This window comes from bacterium (assembly GCA_020444325.1).
Classification (GTDB): domain Bacteria; phylum Bacteroidota; class Ignavibacteria; order SZUA-365; family SZUA-365; genus BM516.
Genome location: JAHLLD010000012.1, coordinates 17,663 through 42,312, shown reverse-complemented (window position 1 = coordinate 42,312; position 24,650 = coordinate 17,663). Strand labels below are relative to the sequence as shown.

The window sequence follows — 24,650 nt, the reverse complement described above, 5'->3', positions numbered from 1 at the left end:
GAAACCAGTTAAGAAAATCTCGATAGAGGTGTCCCTATGGTAATCGGAATTCTCAAAGAACGTTTCGAAGACGAGCAGCGTGTCGCGCTTTCGCCATTTGGCGTCGAGTCTATCGTGCGTTCCGGAGCTCAGGTCGTCATCGAAACGGGTGCCGGAGAACATGCCCGTTTCTCCGATGAACAGTATCAGAAGGCCGGTGCAAGTATCGCGTATTCGGCCGAGGAGGCCGCCGGTCGCGCAGGCATCGTGCTGAAAGTGATGCCACCGGAGCAGGCTGAGTGGGAAATGCTCAGCGAAGGACAGGCACTCATGTCCTTCCAGCTCCTCGGCATGGGGAGAAAAAATTTCGTCGACTATATGCTGAAGAACAAGGTGACGGGTATTGCCTTTGAGCACATGCGTGCGAAGGACGGCAGTTTTCCCGTACTGCGCCTGATGAGCGAGATCTCCGGCCAGGTTGCCGCACAGATAGCGGGACGCTATTTGCGCAGCGATCACGGGGGACGCGGAGTGCTGATCGGCGGACTCGGTGGTGTTGCCCCGGCCGCGACGGTGATCATTGGCGCCGGTGCCTCAGGCATGTCGGCTGCGCAGACCATTCTCGGGCTCGGTGGACAGGTCATCCTGCTCGATAACGATCTCGAGCGCCTGCGTGAAGCTGATCATTATTTCAACAAGCGTGTGACAACGGTGATGGCGACTCCCGAAAATCTGCGCCGTGGTTGCCGCATCGCAGATGTGCTCATTACGTCCATCTCCATCAATGAGCCGGAAAGCCATCAGATCATCACGGAAGAAATGGTGAAGACCATGAAGCCTGGTGCTGTGGTCGTCGATATCTCCATCAATCAGGGGGGATGCGTCGAAACCAGCCGTCCCACCACCATCAAGGATCCCGTCTTTACCAAGCATGGCGTGATCCATTATTGCGTACCAAATATGCCATCGGTCGTGGCGCGGACGTCGACCTACGCATTGACGAATGTGCTGCTGCCGTATCTGAAAATTATGCTCGATGGGTTCAATCCGGAGAAAATCACGGATCCATGCGTACGCTGCGGTGTTACGATGCATAAGGGCGAACCTACGCATTCCATACTTCGTGACATCTATGGCATGGATGTCGACGCATACGACTGCTGTCAGTAAACCGAACATACAAGCGATTTGAAGAGGAAACTCTATGGATTGGATGACCAGTTATCGCAGCAAGCTCATGTCCGCAGAAGATGCGGTACAGGTGATCAAATCGGGTGATCATGTCTACATCCACCCGGGCTGCGCGGTACCCGAAACACTGATCCGGGCCATGGTGGCCCGTGGAGAGGATCTGACCGATGTCAAAGTCGATCACATCCTCACCATCGGTGAGTCAGGGTACGTATCAGAAGAAATGCAGGGACATTTCCGGCACAATGCGCTGTTTATCGGTAGCAACGTGCGCAAGGCGGTTGGCGCCGGTCTCGCGGATGCCACACATATCTACCTGCATGAAGTGGCCAAACTGTTTTACGAAAAAATTATTCCCGTCGATGTGGCACTCATTCATGTGTCACTGCCCGATGAGCATGGCTTCTGCAGCTATGGTGTCGGTGTCGAAATGACGAAGCCAGCCTGTGAAATGGCCAAAACCATCGTGGCCCAGGTGAACCCGAACATGCCCCGTGTGCTTGGCGATTGCTTTATACACGTCAACAAGCTGGATGCCATCGTTGAGGTCGACGAGCCCATTCGTGAAATGGCGCAGGTCGGCGAAATCACAAACGAGGCCGAACAGGAAGTCTATGACAAGATCGGTGGTCATATCGCCGAACTCATCGACGATGAATCCACCATGCAGATGGGCATCGGTGCGATCCCTGATGCCGTGCTCAATTATCTCGAGAACAAGCGTGACCTCGGTGTGCACACCGAAATGTTTTCTGACGGAGTCATCAAGCTCGTTGAGATGGGTGTGATCAACAATGAAAAGAAAACCCTTCACAAGGGGAAGATGGTCGCAAGCTTCGTGCTGGGAACAAAGACCATTTTCGACTTTATCGACAACAACCCGATTGTCGAATTTCACCCGAGTCATTACGTCAATAATCCTTTCGTCGTCGCGCAGAACAAGAAGATGGTCGCCATCAATTCCGCGCTTCAGGTTGACGTGACGGGACAGGTGTGCGCCGATTCCATCGGTCCGCGTCTCTACAGCGGCTTTGGCGGACAGGTGGATTTCATCCGTGGTGCTTCTGCAAGCGAAGGCGGGAAACCCATTATCGCTCTTCCTGCCACGGCAAAGGGCGGCGAGATTTCGCGTATCGTGACGCATCTGATTCCCGGTGCCGGTGTGACCACGAACCGCGCGGATGTGCACTATGTCGTCACCGAATACGGTATCGCATCGTTGTTCGGAAAAACCGTGCGTCAGCGCGTGAATGAACTGATTCACGTGGCACACCCGCGATTCCGTGACGAGCTCCGTCACTACGCGAAAGAGATGAAATATATCTGACAGCAGCTGTCAGCAATTCTGCACCGCCGGATCCTCTCATCCGGCGGTGTTTTTATATTGATTTTCAGGTATAAAAAATCGATACTTTCCTGTAGTCCTTTCCAACACCCCATTCCAGTCATTCAGGGTACACATGACGTTTTCGCGACACCTCTGTTTAGCCATGCTGCTGGTATTTCTCGCAGGCAGTGCTGTGACACAGGCGCAGTATCGCGGCGGTCAGCCAGCATCGCAGTCCACGATGCGGTCTGGCGCAGTTGCTGCATCACCCCTCGCTCCACCACCGAGCGTACTACATCCCGCCCCCAGCCGCTGGTGGATCGGCCCCCAGGCCGGTGCGAATCTGAATTCGCACGACGGTGATTTTGTCACGGATTTCTGTGAATGCGCGTTTGAGGACGGAAGCGGAACGGGACTCGCCATTGGCATTGAGGCCGGGCATTTCCTCTCGAACAGCATCGCCGTAGCCCTGAAGCTGGTATACAACGATCTGCGTGCAGACTATTCGTATCAGCTTCTTCAGGATGGATTGCTCCCGGATAATACGGTTGTTGAGGATGTGCTTTTCGAACGCCAGAACACTGTTGTACTCGGGTACCTCATGATCCATCCAGTTATTCAGTTGCATCCTATTGGGGGATTCTATCTGTTTGGCGGACCTGCAATTGGATTCAACATGAGTGCCACACAGGATTACACGCTGCTGGTCGTTGACGAGCGCTTTGCATTCGATGTCGGTGATCCCGAATCTCGTGAAGTCTTGAAAGATTCCGGCGACCTTCCCGGTGCCAATGGCATCCGTGCAGACCTGCGTTTCGGAGCAGGATACAACCTCAGACTCAGCCGCAGCATTCTCTTCGCCCCTGAAATTTCCTACGGATATCCCCTCACCAATATTTCCGACGACGACAACTGGTCCGCCTCGGCCATTCATGTTATCGGCGTCTTCAAATTTGAGCTCTGACATCGCATGAAACGTATCTCACCATACATTCTGTCCCTGCTAATTGCTACCGTACTGCTGCTTCCTGCATGCAGCGGTATCTCTACGGAAAATCTGATAGATCACGACGGTGTCGTGGCGCAGAATCTCGGCGGGGAAGTCAATTCCCCGAATGATGATTATGCAATGTTCCTTTACCGGAATCGCCTGTACTACACCAGCAATCGCCCCACCGCCGAAGGATATATCCAGGGCGACGATTTCTGGTTTACCGACAGGGAGGCATCGCTATGGACCCATTCACTGAATTACGGTGGAAAGATCAATACCCAGAAGGATGAGGGTGCACCGTATATCACTTCGGATGGCGAATACATTTATTTCGTGCAGTGCGATACGGAAGATGGACTCGGAGACTGCGACATCTATTCCGCCCGCATGGATTTCAATGGCAAATGGCAGGAAATCCGAAATCTCGGCGACAAGGTGAATTCGAAATACTGGGATTCCCAGCCGTTCATCTCACCCGATGGTGAATACCTCTATTTCGCATCCGACCGTCCTGGTGGAGAAGGCGGCTGCGATATCTGGCGCAGCAAGCGCCTGCGCAGCGGAAAGTGGGGCAGCCCGCGCAACCTCGGTCCCGAAGTCAATACTTCCGGTGATGAGAAAGCTCCGACTCTTGCACCGAACGGACAGGATCTGTTTTTCACCAGCGACGGTCATCCGGGTCGCGGCGGGTATGACCTGTTCATGTCTTCAAATATCAAGCGTAACACCTGGTCCCCTGCGAAGAATATCGGCAAACCCTTCAATACTTCTGCAGATGATATGTTTTTCCGCCTTTCCCCGCGTGAAGACACCGTCTTTATTGCTTCGTCCCGATCCGGAGGACAGGGGATGCTCGATCTCTATGCTGTGTGGCCGAATCCGTACAAAGATTCCCTTCGCTATATCTACCACGTTCGCGGTGTCATTTTTGATACATTGACGGAAATGGGGATATCCGGAGCCAAGCTGCAGATCGTGCCCGACAACGGGGCGCAGATGACCATCACCGCCAACCGGAACGGCCGGTATGAATTCCGCACCGATCTGAACCGCGGGTACAGCATGACGGCTACCGCCGAAGGCTATCAGAGTGAGACCGTGCGTATCAAGGTACCTGAATTTCTGTATTACAATGAGTTTCGCAAGAGTGTGGGACTCGCTCCGCTGCATCCGCCGCGAGAGGATGAAAGCGGTGACACCCGTCAACCACCCGATCTCAGCATCACATACTTCGAGTTCGACAAATCGGACGTTTTGCCCGAGTTCCGTGAGGAATTGCAGGACCTTTATCAGCATGAACTGCTCCCGATGCAGGAAGCAGGGACCTCGTATACGATCGAGCTCGATGCCCATACCGACGACCGCGGTACTGAACAGTACAATTACGCCCTCTCGCGCAGGCGTGGCGCAGCAGTCAGCCGCGTCCTGCGCGAACTCGGCGTCCCCCTCGACGCAATTCGCATCAATGCGTACGGTGAAAGCCGTCCCGCACAGCCAGGAGACACGGATCAGGCACGTTCCCAGAACCGCCGGGTCGAGCTCCGCATCATTCTCGACGAACAGCCTTGACAGCTTTTCGTATTTTCGTGACATTTTGATGTAACAAAGTTCTCCAGTTATTGTCTTATTTCTGGTGGTATTTTTTTCCATCAGATCAAAGGATACACTGCAGTGTCCAGGAGGATTCAAATGGACGCGATCAGGACTATGCTGCTGGCAGGTATGCTGTTCCTGCTGAGCAGCTCTGCCGCGCATGCTCAGATTCAGCTCGTACTCGGTGATCCGGATTTCTCGGACTATCCGAGTATCGCGATTCCGTTTGAATTGCTCGACAATACCGCGACACTCGACTCCGTCGGAGCTGAGAACCTGATTCTGTTTGAGAACGGCGTGCGCATGTTTCCGCTCACCGTCGATTGCGGCGATCTCAAGGGTGCGCAGAAGGTCAATTTCTTTTTCCTCATGGATGTCAGCTACAGCATGGCATTCAAGGAAGGAACGTACGAGAAGGATCCCGACAGCGTCAAATGGCGCACGGCCAAGAACGTCTTCAGTGAGGGATTCAAGAAGCTGCGCGCAGTTGACGTAGGGGCTCTCGCGAGCTTTGCCGGGGATTTCTGGATGGAACAGAGCTTCACGACCGACAAGACCAGCCTCGCCGATGCAGCTGCCGGAATGTACCTGCGCGCAGGGACTGCCATCTACGACGCCATTGTTACGGCGTCAGGGTACCTTGAAGACCAGGAAGGCAAGCGCGTTATTGTCATTCTCACGGACGGCGTAGACAATCGGTCGCGTCACACGAGGGAGCAGGCGATCAATATCTCCTGGTCGCGTGGAGTGCCGGTGTATCCTATCGGACTCGGTTTCTATCGCGATCCGACGGATCCATTCCGGCAGGATGTCGATACACTGACCCGTATTGCAGAGGGAACCGGGGGAAAAGCCTTTTTTGCACCCACGAGTGAAGAACTCGAAGCGATTTTCTCTACGATTATTGAAAGTATTTACACAATCGGCTGTGTAGTTCGTTACACATCGCCCGATACCTGCAGAAATGGTTCCGAACGCAAGGTTGAACTGCAGGCCGAGGTGAAGGGGATGGTTGCGTCAGAAGAGTATTCCTACACACTGCCGGATCTCAGATCCCGGCTGTCTCTGTCTTACGCGTTTCCAGGAAGCAGTATTTCCTCGGGAGAGCGGTACGACATCCCGATCATGGGTGACGGGGAGCTGAGGGCCGGCGAACCGACGGATTTTGATATTGACGTGACGTATGATCCCGCACTCGTGCAGATTTCAGGCCTCTCCAATATCAATTCCGTGTTTGACCCGGCGAATCTGCAGCTTACCGACATGGGCAACGGACACAAGCGCATCAGTGCGCGCGGTGCGGTACCGCGGCGCGGCATCTCATACAACAGTCCCGATGCTGTGGTTGCCCTCGATATGCAGGTACTGCAGCGATTCAATATCGATACCACGTATTTTGGACTGGATGTCGGTCCGGTACAGCAAATCTGTGAAGTACTGCCTGATGCAGAAGGCAGCACCATGCTGCTGGCTGGCTGCCCGAGTTCCATCGTTCTTGGATTCGATACGACGATAGTCGCTGCGCCGGGATCGATCGTCACAGTACCCCTGGTACTTGACGCGACGCTGGATCCTGTCCAGCTGCTGAGTTACGATCTCCAGCTCGAGTACGACGGCAGCGTGTTCACGTATGTCGATTATCTCATCGAGCGTACCTTGAGTGCAAAGCTCGACGTGAGCGTGACACCGATGGGAGACGCGCTTCACATTGCCGCCGGTCCCGGAGTCCCGCAGGTTGACGAACATCCTCTCATCATACTCCGCTTCCGTGCCGCGGAACTCAAGGAAGCGCAGGAAGTCTCGTTCAAGGTAGAATCCGCCACATTGCAGCAGTTCGCACCCGGGCTCGGCATTGATGCCTGTACTCCGCTGATTCAACTGTATGGAGCACGCGTGTTTGCCGATGGAATCTGTAAGCCGCTGCTCAGGCGCAGGGCGGGACCGATTCTTGAAGCCAGTCGCCCCAACCCGATATCCGGAAGTAATCCGAACTGCGACCTTGCATTCAGCATTACGGAAGCATCGGATGTTTTCCTTGAAATCGTGGATGAATTCGGCCGCAGTCAGGCGGTACTGGTTGATGGATATTATGATGCCGGCAGATATGAAACCGCCTGGCGTCCACAGCAGCTCGCGAGCGGCATATATCTTGCGGTGCTCCGAAGCCGCGGAGTGGTTCGCACGCAAAAGATTGTAGTGACGAGGTAGCTCATGCGTTTTGCATGTACAGTGCTGCTGGGCGCAGTACTGTTTTGCAGTCAGCTTTCTGCGCAGGTGGGGAATGGGGTGGATATTACGGATATCGACATTTCCCAGTTTCCGACGGTCGTGCTCGCTGTCAAGCTGCAGCGTGCGACATCGAACAGCAGTAAACCCACGGTCAATAATGCCTACCTGGAAGAAAACGGCATTCCCCAGATCGTTGAAGCGTTTGACTGTCCCGAAGACAGCAGTATTCGGCTCTCCGTGGCAATACTCGTCGACCGGTCCAACAGCATGCTGCGAAATGCTGCCAATATCGTTGACAGTGTCAAGATCAAGGAAGCGACCGCGGCGGTCGAAGTGTTTCTTGATCTCCTGACATCAAGAGATGAGGCCGCCATTTATGGATTCAGTGCGACCGCGGGAAACAGGGTGCACCGCTTCATCGTGGACCATGATTTCAGTTCGGATATCGCTTCGCTGAAGGCGAGCCTGTACCCGATTTATGCCGAGGGCAGAACGTTTTTATGGGACGCCATTGTGGACGCCCTGGATCAGCTCAAGTCCCGGGCTGGACGCCGCGTTCTCATCGTCCTCACCGATGGCAGAGACAGAAGTACGACGAATGATCTCAGCGATGTCATCAGGAAGGCACAGACGGAGAACATCCCGGTATATCCGATCGCCCTGGGTGAGGACATCGATGAAGGATCGCTCCGTTCGCTCGCCAGTGCTACAGGGGGACGCTACATGCCCAGTCCCACTGCCAGCGAATTGAAGGACATTTTTCTTCAGCTCGGCGCTGAATTGCTGACGGACGACTGCGTTCTCCGCTACACTTCCTCCAACCCCTGCCTCGACGGCAGCCTGCGTAACGTGAACCTGACGCTTGCCGGACTCGGATTCGTCGGGGAGGCGGATACCTTTTACAATGTTGAGAACAAACTTATTCCTGCGACGTTGAGACTGGGTCCGGTTGCCGGAGTCGTCGCGAAAGACAGTGTGGCCGTTCCAGTCAACATCTTCGAGCGTCTCTCGATTACGCAGCCGCTATCCTATGCGTTGACAATCAATTACGATGCTTCGCTTATGCAGTTTCTGCATATTTCCACCGTTGGGACGATGTCAGCGGGCGGCAATGTGCAGGTGACGGAAGTGATTCCGGGAGAACTGCGGATTGCTCTGAATAATTTCGTACCGGCCTTTTCTTCAGGGACGCTGCTCCAGGTAATGTTCTCCACCTACAGTCGATCGGACGATGTGCAAACCCGAATGGAAATCGTGGATGGGAAGCTGTTCGCACTCTGTCCGATGATAGTTTCCATGGAAGGAAGCAGCCTCGAAATCCGAGCCTGCGAAGAGCAATTCCTGCTTTCCTCCGACACCGTTCTCGTTTCTGACGGTGATATCGTGGAGATTCCCGTCTATCTGTCGCCGGTTCCGGAAGATGGACAGTATTACGAGCTCGGGATGGAGATACTTGATCCATCGCCTTCGTTGATTTTTGAAGATGTGATGACAGCGGGGACGATGCTCGAGGACGGTGATCTGCTGCTGCAGCCGAATGATGGACGACTCGAGGTTACGGCCCGTCTGACAGGATCGGGGAATGCGGACAGCGTGCTGTTCATTCTTCGCTACAGTGCTGTGGGCACAAAAGACGTGCAATTCATCCCGCTCACTTTGAGTTTCAGCGATATTCAGAGTAATTGTGCGATCAGGAGTTCGGTCGAGCAGCCTGTTGTCATCATCGACGGAATCTGCAGGCCATTGCTACGGCGAAGGGAGCCGGAGCTGAACCTCGCGAATTTCCCGAATCCGTTCAATGGGAAAACATCGATTTCGTATACTGTTCCGCATGACGGACAGGTGCGGCTGCAGCTGCTCGATGCACAGGGGAGATTGGTCCATACGCTTCTTGAGGCATATCTGACTGCTGGAAGCTATCTGCACCAGGTAGATCTCCCTCAGTTGTCACCCGGAGAATACCTGATTGTCTTGACGTTCGGAGAACAACAGACCGTCCGTGGCGTCCTCAACTTACGCTAGCAACGATTCCCCTCGATACCTCGCGATTTTGTACCTCCCCTGCAGGAATCCCGCGCATCCTGCCTCTCATCAGCTTATTTTTGCGCCCATTCGATCAGTGTTTCCTGCACCCCGTGTTCACCCAGCTGTGGAGCGTCATACAGTCCCGCTTCGTTGCGCTGCCGCAGGGCCTCGTAGAGAGAAACAGCCGCTGCAACCGAGACGTTAAGGCTTTCCACCATGCCCATCATGGGGATGAAATAGACTCCGTCAGACAACGCGCAGGCTTCTTCCGAAACGCCGCGGTGCTCATTTCCCAGTATTATCGCTGTTTTCTGTGAGAAATCGATGTCGTGGAGTCCGATGGCGTGCTTTGTCAGATGCGATGCGTAGATACGGAAACCTTCTTCCCTCAGGGCCTCGAAGCACTTCTCCGTATCGTCGAAGACACGAAAGTTCAGCCACTTTTTTGCACTGGCCGAACTCTGTTTGCCATGCCGCTTGAGATTCGGTGCTTTTTCGATGGTGTACAGCAGGTACACGGTCCTGATGCCCACGGCATCAGCCGATCGCAGGATGGCGCTCACATTGTGTGGGTCCCAGACATTCTCGATGACGATGGTCAGACCCGTCTGACGCCGGCGCAGGACACTTTCGAGACGCTTTTTTCTCCTTTCGGTTATCGTATCAATCGTATGTTTGCGCATGGCATGCTCTCACGTCGGAGTTGATGTAAATAAAAAGGCCATCCCCTGGATGGCCTGTAGCGGGTGACGGACTCGAACCGCCGACACGTGGATTATGATTCCACTGCTCTACCGACTGAGCTAACCCGCCCTGATAGAGACTACAAATGTAGGGGTAGATCGCCTGAAATCCAAATGAACGGTGCTGATTTCATCCCTCCCGTGAGAGGGGGCGGATGTGTCTGTTACATTTTGGCCATCGAGGTGTTATATTCGGGACGGGGGCATCCTACTCCCATGTTTTCAGTATCATAACTGCCTGAATCGCATGAAACCGTCGCTGCGCTTTCCTCCTTCCGTCGTATGGTTCGCCGTTGCCACATGTGCGGTGATGATCTTTGCAGCGCCTGTCGAAACCGCCGCGCAGCCCAATCTCACGTTCAAGCGTATTCGCCTCGATTGGCCGATCGTTGAGGTGTATCTCTCCGTTGGCTGCGACAATATCAAAAACTACTTCCTGCAGAGCATGGACCTCGAGATTTTCGAGGATGGTAGAAAGCTCGATGATTTTGGTATCTGGTGTCCCGATCCAACAGATCGCTGTCCCATTTCTGTTGCCCTGGTATTCGATGCCAGCGGCAGCATGGTCGGGGAAGGGAATGCCGGTGCGAAAGCCGGAGGACGCAACTTCATCGCGAACATGGATGGCGTGGTGGACGAAGCCTGCGTGGTGTATTTCAACAATCACGTGGTTTCGAAAATCTACCCGACGACGCGGAAAGACTCTCTGGAAGATGCTGTGGATAAGCTGCCCGCAGTCGGGTCAACGCAGCTGTGGGACGGCGTGTATCGAGGGCTGGTGCATCTGATGAACCGCAGCAATCAGTGCCGTGCGGTCATTGTGCTTACTGATGGTGACGACAATTTCTCATCGCATAACCTGCAGGAAGTCATCGCCTTTGCCGTCGAGCGGAACATCCGCGTCTTTCCGATCGGGTACGGAGATTTTATTCGGCGGGACGAATTGTCGTACCTCGCTCAGATTACAGGTGGGAATTATTACGAAGCCCCGGATGCGGATGGATTGAAAGAAATATACAAGAACATTTCTACCGTACTCTTCGAGTTTTTCCAGGAGTGCGTAGTCAGTTACGAACCCCGATGCGCTGACGGATTCGAGCACGAAGTGGTATTGAACATCCCCCAGCTTTGCAACGGGAGCGATTCAAAGCATCGCAACTATTTTGCGCCTCTCGATTCCAGCACATTTCGCAACAAGTATCTGACCGTCGGACAAACCACGGCTGCCGGTGGAACGGAGGCATGGGTGCCGATCGAGATGCTTTCGGAGATGTATAACGAAAATCTTTATCCCCTCAGTCTCGATCTGCGCTATGACAAGAACTGGCTGCAGCTCGATCGCGTGGAAACGCCCCCTGGTACGCTGCTTGAGGGAATGCGTATCGACATCGCCGACCTGCAGCAGGGGGGGAAGCTGCGCATTCCGACAGTGCGTGCGATCACCGGACGTGGTACGTTATGCTACGCGGTATTCACAACCGCCACGACCTCGACGGATATCTCCCTCCCGATCGAGGTTGAGCAGGCCGTGCACGAGAAGGGCTGTCTTATCCCGCTCGTTGATGACGGGAGCGTGACGCTCACGGAAAGCGCGCCGGGAGTGACCTGCGCGGTCACGGCTCCTTCCCGTCTGCAATGGGATACCGAATCAGGCAGCTATCTTCCGTCGCCCTTTGAGGTGCGGGTCCGTCTCGAGAATCGGGGGACGAAGGAAGCGCAGGGGGGTACCGTGCGCATTGAGTTCGATCCGAACATCTATGATTTGCTCGAACCACGCGATCTGGAACAGAGTGTAGGCGACATCGAGGTCAATGACGCAGGGGAAGTTGCCTGGATGGTGCACGTGAAAGCGCAGAGCAGTGATACTACTGGTCAACTGTGCTTCCCCACGACCTTCGCGAATCACGCAAATGTTATGTGTTGCAAACAGCAGGACATCATTGCGGCGGCGGCAGTGCTGTCCTGCAGCTACGAACTGCCGGAACTGTCATTCGATGCGAGCACGCGCAAATTTGTGCCCAATCCATTCGATCTCAGCCTGAACGTTGAGAATATCGGTGACGTGCAGAGCGGAACACTTGGCGCGGAATTGAAGCTGCCGGCGGGATTGTATCTCAAGCCAGGGGAAACGCTGCACAAGACACTGTCGCCGGACGTGATTCCACCGTCGGGAAGCGCTTCAGTGACATGGCAGGTGCAGGCGACTTCACTCACCGGGGGTGACCACTTCAACATTCAGAGTACCCTCACGAACGATGGTGTACTCATGCGCAATTGCAGCGAGACGCTTGTGCTTCCATTTATTCCGGAGGATTTCACGACCACGGTGGATGTGCAGGGCAGCCCTGTATGCTGCAGTGGCGACAGTGTGGTGCTGGAAGCTGAGGCCGGCTTCCCGCAGTACCGCTGGAGTACGGGGGAAAGCACACGGCGCATCGTCGTGCGCACATCGGGAAGCTATTCTGTTGCGGTACTGGATGCGCAGGGACGTGTCGGGCATTCGCAGACCGTAGACGTCACAATCCTTCCCGTTCCCCAGAAGCCTGCGATCTTTCGTGAGAACAATACGTTGTCGACCACTGCATCACCTCCGCTGCAGTGGTACCGGAACGGAATTCCGATCCCGGGAGCGAATACCAGCGTCTACGTGATGCAGGATACCGGCACATACACGGTGGAAACCTGGGTGGTAGAAAGCTGCAGATCACGATCCGACGCCTTCGTCGCGTATGCGCTCGGCGCAGCTGATCTGCCTGTGGCCGAGAGCATGCTCGTTGATGTGTTTCCCGATCCTTCGCTGGGACAGTTCACGGTGCGCGTCCGCGGGCAGTTTGAAGGGGTGGTATCGTTTCAGGTGCTCAATCTGCTCGGACAGGAACTGCGATCCCACAGCGTGTATCATCGCGTGGGATCCGTGCGGCAGGTCGTGTTTGATATGACGGATGTCCCCCGGGGGATGTATCTCGTCAGCTGTCAGAGCGCACAGGGACTCGTGCTGAAGAAGGTGCTGCTGCACTAGCGGCATTCGGAAAATAAAAACACCCCCGTCAGACCCATCTGCATAACGGATGGAGACTGACGGGGGTGCTTATGTTCGGGGAAAATCAGTTAAAGCGTGAGGCCGGGCTTACTTGACCAGCGTCATCTTGCGGATCTGCGAGAACGAACCTGCCGTCATGCGGTAGAAATACGTTCCGCTGCCGAGATCGGCTGCGTCGAGCGTCACCTGATAGGTGCCGGGCGTCTGATAACGGTTGATGAGCGTACCGACTTCGTTTCCGAGTGCGTCGTACAGCTTAACGGTCACGTTTTCCGATCGGGTGATGGAGTAGGTGATCGTGGTCGTCGGATTGAAGGGATTCGGGTAATTCTGCTCGAGAGTGTAACCAGCAGGTACCACGTCGAGACGGGAGACGGAAGTCACCTTCGGACCGCCCGCATCGAAATCCCATGCATCGTAGAAGTTCGGGTCAATGGATCCCCACTGCGTGCGGATCGTGACTTCATCCTGCGAATCGTCAATGTTGGCGATGTGGTTATTACCAAACCCGCCTTCGTTGTCGCCGCCGTTGATGCCGAACTTGTATTCCTGGCCGACGAACTGCTTCGAACCCGTGCTGTCGGGTGCGTACATCATCTGGACGGTGTAGATGGAGTCACCTGCGACAGCGTCACCATTCGTTCCGTCATCGACCATCATCTTCGGGAGATCCTCACGCAGGGTGAGTCCCCAGGTCGTCCATCCGCCGGTGGCGGGACCATTCATCCAGACACCGTTGTTGAGGATGAACTCAGTCGTTGTCACGTTTTCCACGCCTTGGATATCGACCAGCGTATCGCCGGCGAGCACCTGGTAGAATGCGGGACGAAGGTCCAGCTCCCAGGTCACGGTGACGGCGCGCGAGAGGACGGAAGTGTTACGGAAGCGCGGCATACGATTGGCGCTGACACGACTGTCTTCCGTATCCATCACATCGACATCGTCAGTTTCCGGCGTGAAGTAGCGGCGCTCCGCAAGGGGATCACTGCTGTCTTCAAAATCGAAGTTGAAGTAGGTCTCACGAATATCCTGTCCGTCTTTCTGCACGTAGTACTGGTAGAAGACGCGGTCGCCCTTCCGCAGCACAAGTGTTTCGGAACCGACATAGGTGTTCGTGAAGCCCTGCTTGGTCAGGATGGTCCGGGTCGGACTCTCGCCGGCCAGGTTGCGAGCGGTACCGCTCCATCCGGCCTGGACGAAGAGGGTGTCACCCGTGCGGAAACCGCGCTCCTGAATGGCCGTACTCATGTCGACCGTGTAGTTGACGTTGATCGTATCGCTGCCGACGAAGGGCACCGGACGCACATCGTCGAACCATACCCACTGCAGTGTGGTGTCGGCCATCCCCACGGGGATGTTGAAGGTGCGGTTGTTACGGCTTTCCCACGTGGCGGGATCTTCGTCCGGATCATCGGAATTGACGATGACGAACTTGTACTCGATGGTCTGGCCATCGGAGACTTCATCCTTCGGGATCAGCACGAGACCGGAGTAGAAATTACCGGCGGTGTACTGACGGCTTCCGCCATTCCCATGCGGTTCCTCCTGATTGAGGAACAGCGTGTGTCCCCAGCTGAGGTTTCCAAGATAGTCGGGGGATGCAGCGCCGCGAACACCGACATACTGCGTGGCCGAGCTGAATCCTTCCCAGCCCTGCATGTTGACGCGCACCCAGACGGCGATACTGTCCTGCTGCGGCGGCCATGGAGTCCAGAACTGTTCCTGGCGCTCGGGCGAGCCGTTGACGAACTGCACAGGCACCATCATGTCGCTGTTGCCCGTGGTGAGGACGCGGTTGCCGTCAGGATCGATGTCGTTTTCCCAACCCTTGTTGGCGTTGTCGCCTTCACCATCCACGGCGTTGGTGAAGAGCTTGTAGTTGACGGTCGTATTCGCGGGGAATTCGACTTTCGCCATCCAGTAGTCTCCACCGGCGTTGGTGAACACAACTGGACTGGTGTTGTCCCAGGTCAGCGGGGCGGTGTCACCACGCATCTGCACGAAGGCCTGGTCCGGCCAGAGGGTGTCAGGCACCGTAGCGGTGTTGACCATGAACGTGACTTCCACGCTCTGCGGCTTGGGCTGACGGAGATCGAAATCCCATGCGTCGTAGAAGTTGGGATCGATGGATCCCCACTGCGTGAGAATGGTCACTTCATCCTGCGAATCGTCAATGTTGGCGATATGGTTGTTGCCGAATCCTCCTTCATTGTCGCCGCCATTGATACCGAACTTGTATTCCTGTCCGATGAACTTCTTCGATCCGGTGCTGTCCGGTGCATACATGATCTGCACGGTGAACACACTGTCTCCGGCGACAGCGTCGCCGTTCGTGCCATCGTCATACATCTTTTTCGGAAGGTCTTCGCGGAGTGTAAGACCCCAGGTCGTCCATCCGCCGGTGGCGGGACCATTCATCCATGCACCGTTGGTGAGAATGCTGGCGGGATCAATGACGCTGTCATTGCCCTGGATATCGACCAGCGTGTCGCCGGCCAGGACCTGGTAAATGGCGGGACGCACATCAAGTTCCCAGGTGACGGTGACAGGCTGCGACAGCACGGAGGTATTGCGGAAACGCGGCATGCGATTGGCGCTGACGCGACTGTCTTCCGTATCCATCACATCGAAGTTGTCTGCATCCGGTGTGAAGAAGCGGCGCTCTGCAAGCGGATCGCTGCTCTCCTCGAATGCAAAATTGAAGTAGGTTTCGCGGATATCCTGACCGTCTTTCTGCACGTAATACTGGTAGAACACGCGATCGCCTTTCTTCAGCACCAGGGTGTCGGAGGCCACGTACGTGTTCGTGAATCCCTGCTTGGTCAGGATGGTGCGAGTCGGACTCTCACCGGCCAGGTTGCGTGCGGTGCCGCTCCATCCTGCCTGGACGAAGAGGGTATCACCCGTACGGAAGCCGCGCTCCTGAATGGCGGTGCTCATATCGACGGTATAGTTTACAACGATGGTGTCGCTTCCCACGAAGGGGACGGGACGTACATCATCAAACCATGACCACATAAGCGTGGTATCGGCTTTACCTACGGGGATGTTGAAGGTTCGGTTGTTGCGGCTTTCCCAGGTAGCAGGATCTTCGTCCGGGTCGTTGGAATTGACGATGACGAATTTGTACTCGATGGTCTGTCCATCCGTCACCTCGTCCTTCGGGATGAGGACCAGTCCGGAATAGAAATTGCCCGCGCTGTACTGGCGGCTGCCGCCGTTTCCATGCGGCTGTTCCTGTGTGAGGAAGTTCGTGTGTCCCCAACTCAGGTTGCCGAGATAGTCGGGGGATGCAGCGCCACGGACGCCGACAAACTGTGTTGCAGCATTGAAGCCTTCCCAGCCCTGCATGTTGACGCGCACCCAGACAGCGATACTGTCCTGCTGCGGCGGCCACGGGGTCCAGAACTGCTCCTGGCGATCGGGCGAACCGTTGACGAATTGCACCGGCACAGTCATATTCGTCGTGCCCGTGGTCAGTACGCGGTTGCCGTCGGGATCGATGTCGTTTTCCCAACCCTTGTTGGCGTTGTCGCCCTCGCTGTCGACCGCATTGGTGAAGAGTTTGTAATTCACGGTAGTGTTCTCAGGGAAGGCGACTGTGGCAGTCCAGTAATCGCCGCCGGCGTTGGTGAACACGACCGGACTCGTATTGTCCCAGGTCAGCGGCGATGTATCGCCGCGCATCTGCACAAAGGCCTCATCCGGCCAGAGCGTATCCGGCACGGTGGCGGTATTGATGACAAACGTCACGTCTACGGTCTGTGCCATGGCACTTCCCGCAAACAGCGTCAGCATCAACACTGCGGCAAAGAATAAGCCTTTTCTCATAGAGGGTACCTCCAAAAACGTTGAAGTGAGATTATAGAGCGAACGCATTAAAGCTGTTGCTTCCAGTAATGGTTATGGATCAGAAATCGATCGACAGCGTGATGGTCTGCACACCGTCAAATACTCCAAATTCCTGATACGTGTAATCGATCGCGGCGGCGGTCGTTCCGAACAGGGGATAATGCAGTCCGACGCCGGCCGTGAGTCCTTCTTCCGCATCCGCAAGGAATAGTGCCTTGTATCCGCCGCGTACGAAGAAAATGTCGCGGTATCCGAATTCTCCACCGAGATTGACATGCTCGTTGTTGTCGTTCGGACGCACCGCATCGGCGGACATCGTGAAGCGAAAGAGGTCGTTGCGCATGAAATCATAGGAAATGCCGGCGCGGAAGAACAGCGGCAATTCCCAGGAATCCGTCTTCAGGTTTGCGACAATCGTTTCGTTGTTCCCCGTGTTTTCCGGATCGAGATCGATGCGCCGGGTGAGATCCTTGCCGTCGAGCTGCAGGTCGCCACCGAAGTTTGAGAGAGATGCGCCGAGACGGAGTCCGTCAAACGGCGTCGTGAAAATCAGTCCGAGATCGAACGCGATCGTCGAGGCACTTTCGTTCCAGATCTGCTGCGTGATGTACTTGAACGATCCGCCGATGGAGAAGCGGTCGGTCAGGTTTCTGGCGTAACTGATGGTGAATGCCAGGTCCTGCGCTGTCCATCGCGCACCGGTACCTTCGGGCTGCACCACCGTACGCACTTCTTCTTCGCCATAGTCGAGCTGCGTCAGGCTGATGCCCACGGTATTGCTGGCGTCGAGTTGCAATGACAGCGCGACCCAGTTCAGGTCGGTGCCGACCAGCCATCCGGTGTGGGAGGCGACCACCTGGGAATGATCCATGCGCGAAAGCGCGCCCGGGTTCCAGTACATGGCAGAGGCGTCATCACTCATGGCGACATAGGCGCCGCCCATAGCCACGGCACGTGGACCGACGCCGATGCCGAGAAACTGTGCCGCAGTCGTGCCGACCTTACTCTGCGCACCGGCGGCGATGGGCAGTGCAGCAACGAGCAATGCGAGCAGAACAGATCGTAGCAGGGTGTTCATAAGCGCTCCATGTCCTGGCTATTTGATGATTGCAATTTTTCCGGATTTCTCACCGACAGGTGATTCCAGTACGTAGAAGTACACACCGTAGGCGATATCCAGGTTTTCTTTCGATTTCAGGTTCCATGTCACCGTTCCGTCGTCAATGGCGCTTTCGTGCCGGAGCGTGATGACATGATCACCACGGGCGGTGAAAATGCTGATCTTCGAGTCACGCGGAACGTGGATGAAGTCGATCTTTCGTTCACCGCGACCGGTGGTTACGCCCGGGGGAAGGGGCGACTCATGAATCGTGGCCGCGACATACGGATTCGGAACCACACCGACTCTGCTCAGCTGATCACCCGCCTGCACCTCGTCGACCTCGGGGAGCGAAGGTGAAAACGTATACACATCTCCATGGCGGAATGGTTTGCTCGTCCGAAGCTCTACCATCTCTCCATCGCCGAAATCGAACACCGTGTCTTCAGGCATACTGGGACGATTTTCAAAGGCCATGATCCATGTGAAAAAGGGATCGCCATTTTGCTTGAGGTCAAAGAAGGCGACCTGATCGGTTTTCGACAGCAGTTCATTACCGTCGGTGTCGACGAAGATGAACGGGATGGTATGATCCTCGGTCACATTGTAGACGGTGAAATTCACTGGTATTGCGGGGGAGCCGTACAGTGCGGCTGAAGTGTCGATGATGTTGTTCGCAAAGCGGATTTCGTAGTCAGACGGATACCGGGCGCCTCGCAGCGTATCTCCCGGACCGAGCAGAATGTCGGTGGTTGCGAAGGTGTAAATCATGCTCTTCGTCGGGTTTGCTGTGCGGAAGCCGGAAAGACTGTCGACCAGATCGATACGCCAGTCATTCTGGAAGTTCAGCTGCAGTCCGTCAAAGATGTCGGAGTCGATGGCTTCGGAGACGTAGGGACTGCCGGCGATGTAGGGACTCCGATACACCGGGTAATAGGTGTAGAGTATTTCATAGTCTCCGGAGAGGCTGCCCGCGCTGGTGGGACGAATGTCGCCGCGCCGGGTGTCGATGTGATACTGCGTCGGAAGCACGGGACCCGCCGCCGTGCGCACCAGCACGTCATCCGCATTGATATATTCATGCGGCAGTTTGACGGGCAGGGTGTCTTCGATGGTAAACGCGAACTGCTGCTGCGTTTTGTTCAGGACGCTGTATGTGGTCGTGATCTGCGCCAGCTCCTGGAAATCTTCCTGGTCGATGATGCCGTCTCCATCGTTGTCCTTTTCGTCAGACATAACATCCTCGAACGTTACCTCGTAACTGTTCGGTTCGAGACGCATCGCATCGAGCACTTCGTAGGCGAGTGCACCGGTTGCGACGGAGGTTGGTGAGGTGAGTTTGACGCCGGAAAGTGGTTCGACATAGCCCGCAACCGGAGCATTGGGCACAACCATCGCCGTGTTGATGTCGAGCTCAGGATCGCCGGTCGCCGTCAGGCGCACGCGCTTCGAGTTTTCGGCGGGGAAGATATCGGTCTGTTCGTTCCCACGGTCATACGCGACAATTGCATAGTAGTAGGTGCGGCCGTTCTGCACCTCGTGATCCGTCCATGAGTGTTCGAGGCCGGTGTTGCTTCCAAGGTTGTATGAGCGTCCCGAGACGGTTTCGAAAAGAGCGGGACTCGGTCGGAAATACCCCTGGATGTTGTTGTCGAGATCGAACTGTGCAACAGGTTTGAAGCCGACGACGATGCCATCGGCGTCAGTCACGGTTGCAGCGTCAATGAAGTTCGGATCCGTCGCCTTGTAAATCTTGTAGCCTTCGAAATCATATTCCTTGAGGACAGGGTCGAAGGAGCGTTCGGCGGCACGGTCCCAGTAAAGTGTCACTTCACCGTCGCCTGCCACGGCACGCAGTGTTGGCTTGTCGGGAGCGACAGGGAAGCGGTAGTTGCTGTTATAGATTTTCTGTACGGTTTCACGGTGCTTGAGGAGGTCGACGAGATCCGTCGAAAAACCACCCTGTCCGCCACCGTACACGAGGGCGAGTGAAAAACGCTCGGTGCCGCCCGCGAGAAGCGGGAAGTACCCTGATCCATAAATGAAGTCGCCGTCCTCGCCCCGCTGGGGACGATTGTTGACAATGGAGGTCGGGACATCGAAGAATCCCGGTGCCATGCGGTCCCAGAGATCGTTGTCGTCAGCAAGCGTGACATCGCTGGCCGGTGTGAAATACTGGAAGGAGGTGAGTCCTACCTGGTCCGATTCATCGACGTCGGTCTTGTCAATATTCGGTTCACCGGGGAGCCCGGTATCGAAACCACCGAAATCATAGCCGGAGGTTGGCGTACCGTCACCTTCGCCGTAGTCATTGGTTTCGTCGACGCCATCGCGTCCGACATCGTCGAAATCGATATTCCAGTCGCCGTCGTTGTCAACCAGATCGTCTCGACGCTCATCAACCATATTGTCGCTGGTGCCGGAGCCGGTGATATAGTCGACATGACGTACGGGACGCAGCACATCGATGAGCGTGTTGCCCTGCGTGTCGCGCTTCAACTGGCGGTAATGCAGAAAGTAGTTCTCGTCGATAATGCCGTCGAGATCGTTGTCGACGCCGTCGTACGCGTTGGGATTGACGATGCTGTTGCCCTGGGCGTCCGTGATGACATTGCCTTCCATGAGTACCGTGCTGCCGGGGACAACCTCGATTTCGAGTCCACGCGTATTCACCGTCATAGGGGCGGATCCGAGCTGTACGGTGCTGCGTTCGTAGTTGTCGTCGATAAGTACGAGTGTCATTCCCGTCGAGGCCACGGTTGAATCGAAGCTGTCAGCCTGGAAGTAGGGGGCGGCCGAAGCGAAATCGGCGTCATTGTCGTTGTCGATACCGTCGAAGGGGTTGCCCGGGCTTTCGAGGAACGCATAGCCCACGATCCCGACAGGACCGACCCAGCTCGGGTTGCGGCTGTTATTGTCAGGATAGTCGCCGGTATACGTGAGATCCTTCTCTACATCGAAGAAGGAGAAATCGTCATCATATTCACCGGGCGAATCATCTCCGCCGGTGACACCGATGTACGTGCCAACGAGCATTCCGAACACCGCACGATTATAATTCGTCGTCCCCGTGTTCGTGATTTCATAAAGCCAGAAAATGTTGTCCTGCGCCAGGAACTGCGCCCACTGCAGTCCTCGCACGCGCATTTCCAGTGCCAGTCCGTTTCGCGACGGCTTGCGGGAATCCGGCTTGAACGCCACGCCCAGTGTGTTGTTGGCCGCGAAATTGTAGCGCTCGTCCACGTTGTCGTCCATGACGAAATACGTTTCCTCGTCACTACTGGACGTCTTTCCGAAGAAGCCGTTCCAGCTTCCGCGCCAGCCGGGATCCGTCGCATCGTTGAGGCGGTCGGGCCAGAACGAAGGCCAGGTTTCCGGATCGGTCAGGAGGGCGACACCGTCCTGGCTCGCATTGAAATATCCGGAGACCGGCTCCCAGGTCCAGGGTATGCCGGAAGGTGATTCGTCACGGCGGGATGTCGGGCGATCCATCGGAGCAGTCACGACAGAGTGAAAGGTCGTGCCATTCCACTGCACTTCAGCACCGACGAAAGGACTGACGTCTCCGAGATACCCGTCGTTGTCGTAAATCCATGCTCCACGCGGACCACCGGTGGCCGGCTGTCCGATGACGCCCCAGTTTCCGAACACGGTTTTCACCCTGTTGCCGGCCATGACGTTGGAACGGCGGTATTCCCGGCCGCTCTGGGCGGACAGCTCAGCTGCGAGCAGCAGGAGAGCGCAGGCGATGATGTACCATTGTCGTTTCATAGACATCCGTATGATTTGATCGATAATCTCATGATCAGAATTCCACGCTCACACCGATTTCGACGCGGCGGGGCTCGGAGTAGTTGGTCGGAATGGTGAAGTATTCTTCAATCGTGTTCACGTATTCCGGTGTGTTCTGCGCCTTGATGCGTTCAAGATCCGTCGTGTATCCCGCTCGGCCGGTGTCGTCGAAGACGCCGACTTCATTCTCGGTATCAAAGAGATTGAATACGCGCAGGAAGAAAATGAAATCGAGTGTGCCGAACGTGAGGGTCTTGTACAACCGCATGTCGGCATTGACGGTATTGGGCTTGAACTGGCTGTTCGTGATCAGCGAGGTAATATCCTCGGTACGACGTGGCGTATAGGGCATGCCGCTGCCGTACTGGAAAATGAAACTTCCGCCGTAGGAGGAGGCGCTGTACGATACCGAAGCATTGACGGTGTGACGCTGGTCCCAGCTGAGCGGGGTGAGCTGCACTTCAGGAAGATCTCCGCGAGCGGCTGCCTGCTGCGCTGCGTAGGGATCGGAAGCGGTGCCGCGCGCGATCTGGAACGTGTAATCCAGTGTGGCTGCGAGTCCGTCTGCAAATCGCTTGTTGAATGACAGCACCACACCGCGCGTGTAGGCGAAATCCGAATTCACCACTTTCGAGTACGTCGCAGACCCGCCGAAGATCGTGATCTGTTCCGCGCGTGTTCCGGCCAGGTTACGTGTATCTCGGATGTATGCCGTCGCATCGATGGAAATGTCTTCGGTCAGCTGCTGCTGCAGTCCGATTTCCGCATTGATGGTCTGTTCGGGTTCCAGGTCGGCGTTTCCGATCGTACCCTGATTCCCGGTTCCCGATCCGAGTTTGAAGTAGGGGTTCGTGTAAAGCAGCTCAAAACGGGGAATCTGGAAAAAATGTCCATAGCTGAAATGCAGCACGCCGCGATCGGAGATCGGGAATGCCGCGCCGAAGCGCGGACTCACCTGGTACTTGACCTCAGTGTCGCGATACCAGTAGCTCTCACGCTCGGCGATGGTCACGTCGGGTTCACCTGCGTCCTGAATGCCGTTTCCATTGGTGTCGTGAAAACGGTTCTCGGGACGAATGGGATTATAAATGCTCGGGTCTGTCGGATCCGCGAGCACCTGTCCCGCAGGATCGAACATGTCGAAGCGCATACCGAGATTGATGATCAGGTCATCGAACTCCATCTTGTCCTGCACGTATGCCGCAAACTCCATAGGCTTGCGTGTGTATTCGTCATGGTAAATCGTACTGACATCCAGAATCCGCGTGGCGATATGGGGATCGTCCGTCGCCGGATCGAAATCCGATTGAATTTCCACAGGACGCAGGGTGATGTTGTTGAAGAACAGCTCATGGCTGCTCAGCTGCAGTCCCGCCTTGACCAGATGCTGCTGCGTGATCTGACTGGTGATATCGAATTTCCCGACCACCGTGTTCGTGTTGCGCTCGAAATGCTGCATGTCCACACCCCCTGTCGCGAAGCTGTACGGCGTGATGGCGGTCAGCAGGTTGGGGTGGACGTAGCCGGGGTCAGTGGTGGATTCATAGACATAGCGCTGAAAATTCTTGTCGAAGACGGAGACACCAAGGGTATAAAAGGTGTTGTCCGACAGCAGATGTGTCAGCTGTGCGAGATGGGTCTGTCCGAGACGATAATTCGTGGGATTTGCATCGGGATTGTATTTGTAGAACTGATTGTAATCCTGATAGCTGACATCATCGTGGATATACTGATACCACATCTTGATGTTTTTCGTGATGCGCACGCTCAGCTTGGCCTGTCCGTACAGCTTGTCACTGCTGTTCATGGGCACGATGCTGCCATCACCGAGTCCCTGATCAGGATCGCGGCTCTCGATGAAATTCCCGGCGCTGTCGATGTATGCGACATTGCTTGGATTAAAACGGCGCTCGCCATTCAGCCAGCCGCCGAAGGCATTTTTCCTTCCGTTGACGGTGAAGAAGACGTAATCCTTGATGACGGGACCCGAGAGGGAGAGGTCGAAGTTGCTGATCGCGAACGGTTCGACTTCATCAATCCCCAGGAATATGTCGGATGCATTGCTGACGTAATCGCCGAAGTAGGTACCGAAGCTTCCGCTGAAGTCATTGTTGCCGTCTTTGGTGGCAATATTGACGATGCCGGAAAGTGCCTGGCCGTACTCGGCGTTGAACGCACCGCTGACGAGCTGCAGTTCCTGCACTTGATTCTTGTTGACTTCCACGACCGTTCCGCCGTCGTACACATCGGTGACCGGCACGCCGTCGATCCAGTACGCGACTTCGCCCTGGCGGCCGCCGCGCACATGTCCGTCGATGTACCCCGCCTGCAGGTTGAGCACTTCGCTGACTTCGGTGACGGGGAGCGCCTGGATTTCATCGTCGCCGACAACGGCAGTAGACGCAGTGAGGTCCTTGCGCACCAGGGGACGAGAGGCTGTGATGACAACCTCGTCTTTCATCTCGAGGACGGATTCACCGAGCTCGACGTTGATGCGTGTGGTGAGATCGATGTTGACCCTGACTTCACGCACGGTCACCGGTGCATAGCCGATCGCCGTGGCTTTCAGTTCATAGGTCCCCGGGGGAATATTGAGGATGGAGTATTCACCATCCAAATTCGTCGCGGCGCCGAGTGTGGTGCCGACGAGAATGACATTGACCCCGGGTATTCCTTCCCCGGTCTCGGCGTCTACGATTTTGCCTGCGACCTTTCCGGTCGAGCCAGCCAGGACGACGGAGGGGAGGAACAACAGGATGAGAAGGGCATACCAACGTTTCATTGTC

12 protein-coding genes and 1 tRNA gene are annotated in these 24,650 nt (G+C 55.7%); 7 read left to right on the top strand and 6 right to left on the bottom strand.

Going from position 1 to position 24,650, the window contains the following annotated elements; all coding sequences use genetic code 11:
• Positions 1–36: 36 nt before the first annotated feature.
• From KQI65_14350 to KQI65_14325, 6 genes are all read left to right on the top strand, one after another.
• Positions 37–1,149 (top strand): alanine dehydrogenase, encoded by a 1,113-nt coding sequence (locus KQI65_14350; protein MCB2205919.1) that lies wholly within the window; start codon positions 37–39, stop codon positions 1,147–1,149.
• A gap of 34 nt (positions 1,150–1,183) precedes the next feature.
• Positions 1,184–2,497, top strand: a complete 1,314-nt coding sequence (locus KQI65_14345; GenBank protein ID MCB2205918.1) for a 4-hydroxybutyrate CoA-transferase — start codon at positions 1,184–1,186, stop codon at positions 2,495–2,497.
• Positions 2,498–2,660: 163 nt separating this feature from the next.
• On the top strand, positions 2,661–3,461 hold the full coding sequence (locus tag KQI65_14340) for an outer membrane beta-barrel protein (GenBank protein MCB2205917.1): 801 nt from the start codon (positions 2,661–2,663) through the stop codon (positions 3,459–3,461).
• Between the two features lie 6 nt (positions 3,462–3,467).
• Positions 3,468–5,060 carry an OmpA family protein gene (locus tag KQI65_14335; GenBank protein ID MCB2205916.1) on the top strand — a complete coding sequence of 531 codons (1,593 nt, stop codon included), beginning with the start codon at positions 3,468–3,470 and terminating at the stop codon, positions 5,058–5,060.
• Positions 5,061–5,180: 120 nt separating this feature from the next.
• Positions 5,181–7,292: a VWA domain-containing protein gene (locus KQI65_14330; GenBank protein ID MCB2205915.1), complete on the top strand. Its 2,112-nt coding sequence runs from the start codon at positions 5,181–5,183 to the stop codon at positions 7,290–7,292.
• Between the two features lie 3 nt (positions 7,293–7,295).
• Complete coding sequence (locus KQI65_14325) at positions 7,296–9,335, top strand: VWA domain-containing protein (GenBank protein MCB2205914.1); 2,040 nt, start codon at positions 7,296–7,298, stop codon at positions 9,333–9,335.
• A 74-nt stretch (positions 9,336–9,409) separates the two neighbouring features.
• On the opposite strand, the gene KQI65_14320 is transcribed toward KQI65_14325, so the two are convergent.
• Together KQI65_14320 and KQI65_14315 are read right to left on the bottom strand one after the other, a co-directional pair.
• Positions 9,410–10,021 carry an RNA methyltransferase gene (locus KQI65_14320; protein ID MCB2205913.1) on the bottom strand — a complete coding sequence of 204 codons (612 nt, stop codon included), beginning with the start codon at positions 10,019–10,021 and terminating at the stop codon, positions 9,410–9,412.
• 57 nt (positions 10,022–10,078) lie between these two features.
• Positions 10,079–10,151 (bottom strand) — tRNA-Met (locus KQI65_14315).
• 177 nt (positions 10,152–10,328) lie between these two features.
• Here KQI65_14315 and KQI65_14310 point away from each other — a divergent pair.
• Positions 10,329–13,100, top strand: a complete 2,772-nt coding sequence (locus KQI65_14310; protein ID MCB2205912.1) for a VWA domain-containing protein — start codon at positions 10,329–10,331, stop codon at positions 13,098–13,100.
• A 108-nt stretch (positions 13,101–13,208) separates the two neighbouring features.
• On the opposite strand, the gene KQI65_14305 is transcribed toward KQI65_14310, so the two are convergent.
• The 4 genes from KQI65_14305 to KQI65_14290 all read right to left on the bottom strand — a co-directional run bounded on the left by KQI65_14305 (position 13,209) and on the right by KQI65_14290 (position 24,646).
• Positions 13,209–16,952, bottom strand: a complete 3,744-nt coding sequence (locus tag KQI65_14305; protein ID MCB2205911.1) for a T9SS type A sorting domain-containing protein — start codon at positions 16,950–16,952, stop codon at positions 13,209–13,211.
• Between the two features lie 79 nt (positions 16,953–17,031).
• Positions 17,032–18,051, bottom strand: a complete 1,020-nt coding sequence (locus KQI65_14300; GenBank protein ID MCB2205910.1) for a PorV/PorQ family protein — start codon at positions 18,049–18,051, stop codon at positions 17,032–17,034.
• A gap of 18 nt (positions 18,052–18,069) precedes the next feature.
• Positions 18,070–21,843 (bottom strand): hypothetical protein, encoded by a 3,774-nt coding sequence (locus tag KQI65_14295; protein MCB2205909.1) that lies wholly within the window; start codon positions 21,841–21,843, stop codon positions 18,070–18,072.
• Between the two features lie 34 nt (positions 21,844–21,877).
• Positions 21,878–24,646, bottom strand: a complete 2,769-nt coding sequence (locus KQI65_14290) for a TonB-dependent receptor (GenBank protein ID MCB2205908.1) — start codon at positions 24,644–24,646, stop codon at positions 21,878–21,880.
• Between the last annotated feature and the right edge of the window lie 4 nt (positions 24,647–24,650).

Bases quoted from the DNA above. Each gene is read 5' to 3' on its own strand.
- KQI65_14335 (MCB2205916.1), top strand. From the start codon at position 3,468: ATGAAACGTATCTCACCATACATTCTGTCCCTGCTAATTGCTACCGTA.
- KQI65_14350 (MCB2205919.1), top strand. From the start codon at position 37: ATGGTAATCGGAATTCTCAAAGAACGTTTCGAAGACGAGCAGCGTGTC.
- KQI65_14300 (MCB2205910.1), bottom strand. From the start codon at position 18,051: ATGAACACCCTGCTACGATCTGTTCTGCTCGCATTGCTCGTTGCTGCA.
- KQI65_14340 (MCB2205917.1), top strand. From the start codon at position 2,661: ATGCTGCTGGTATTTCTCGCAGGCAGTGCTGTGACACAGGCGCAGTAT.
- KQI65_14310 (MCB2205912.1), top strand. From the start codon at position 10,329: ATGAAACCGTCGCTGCGCTTTCCTCCTTCCGTCGTATGGTTCGCCGTT.
- KQI65_14345 (MCB2205918.1), top strand. From the start codon at position 1,184: ATGGATTGGATGACCAGTTATCGCAGCAAGCTCATGTCCGCAGAAGAT.
- KQI65_14330 (MCB2205915.1), top strand. From the start codon at position 5,181: ATGGACGCGATCAGGACTATGCTGCTGGCAGGTATGCTGTTCCTGCTG.
- KQI65_14320 (MCB2205913.1), bottom strand. From the start codon at position 10,021: ATGCGCAAACATACGATTGATACGATAACCGAAAGGAGAAAAAAGCGT.
- KQI65_14325 (MCB2205914.1), top strand. From the start codon at position 7,296: ATGCGTTTTGCATGTACAGTGCTGCTGGGCGCAGTACTGTTTTGCAGT.
- KQI65_14305 (MCB2205911.1), bottom strand. From the start codon at position 16,952: ATGAGAAAAGGCTTATTCTTTGCCGCAGTGTTGATGCTGACGCTGTTT.
- KQI65_14290 (MCB2205908.1), bottom strand. From the start codon at position 24,646: ATGAAACGTTGGTATGCCCTTCTCATCCTGTTGTTCCTCCCCTCCGTC.
- KQI65_14295 (MCB2205909.1), bottom strand. From the start codon at position 21,843: ATGAAACGACAATGGTACATCATCGCCTGCGCTCTCCTGCTGCTCGCA.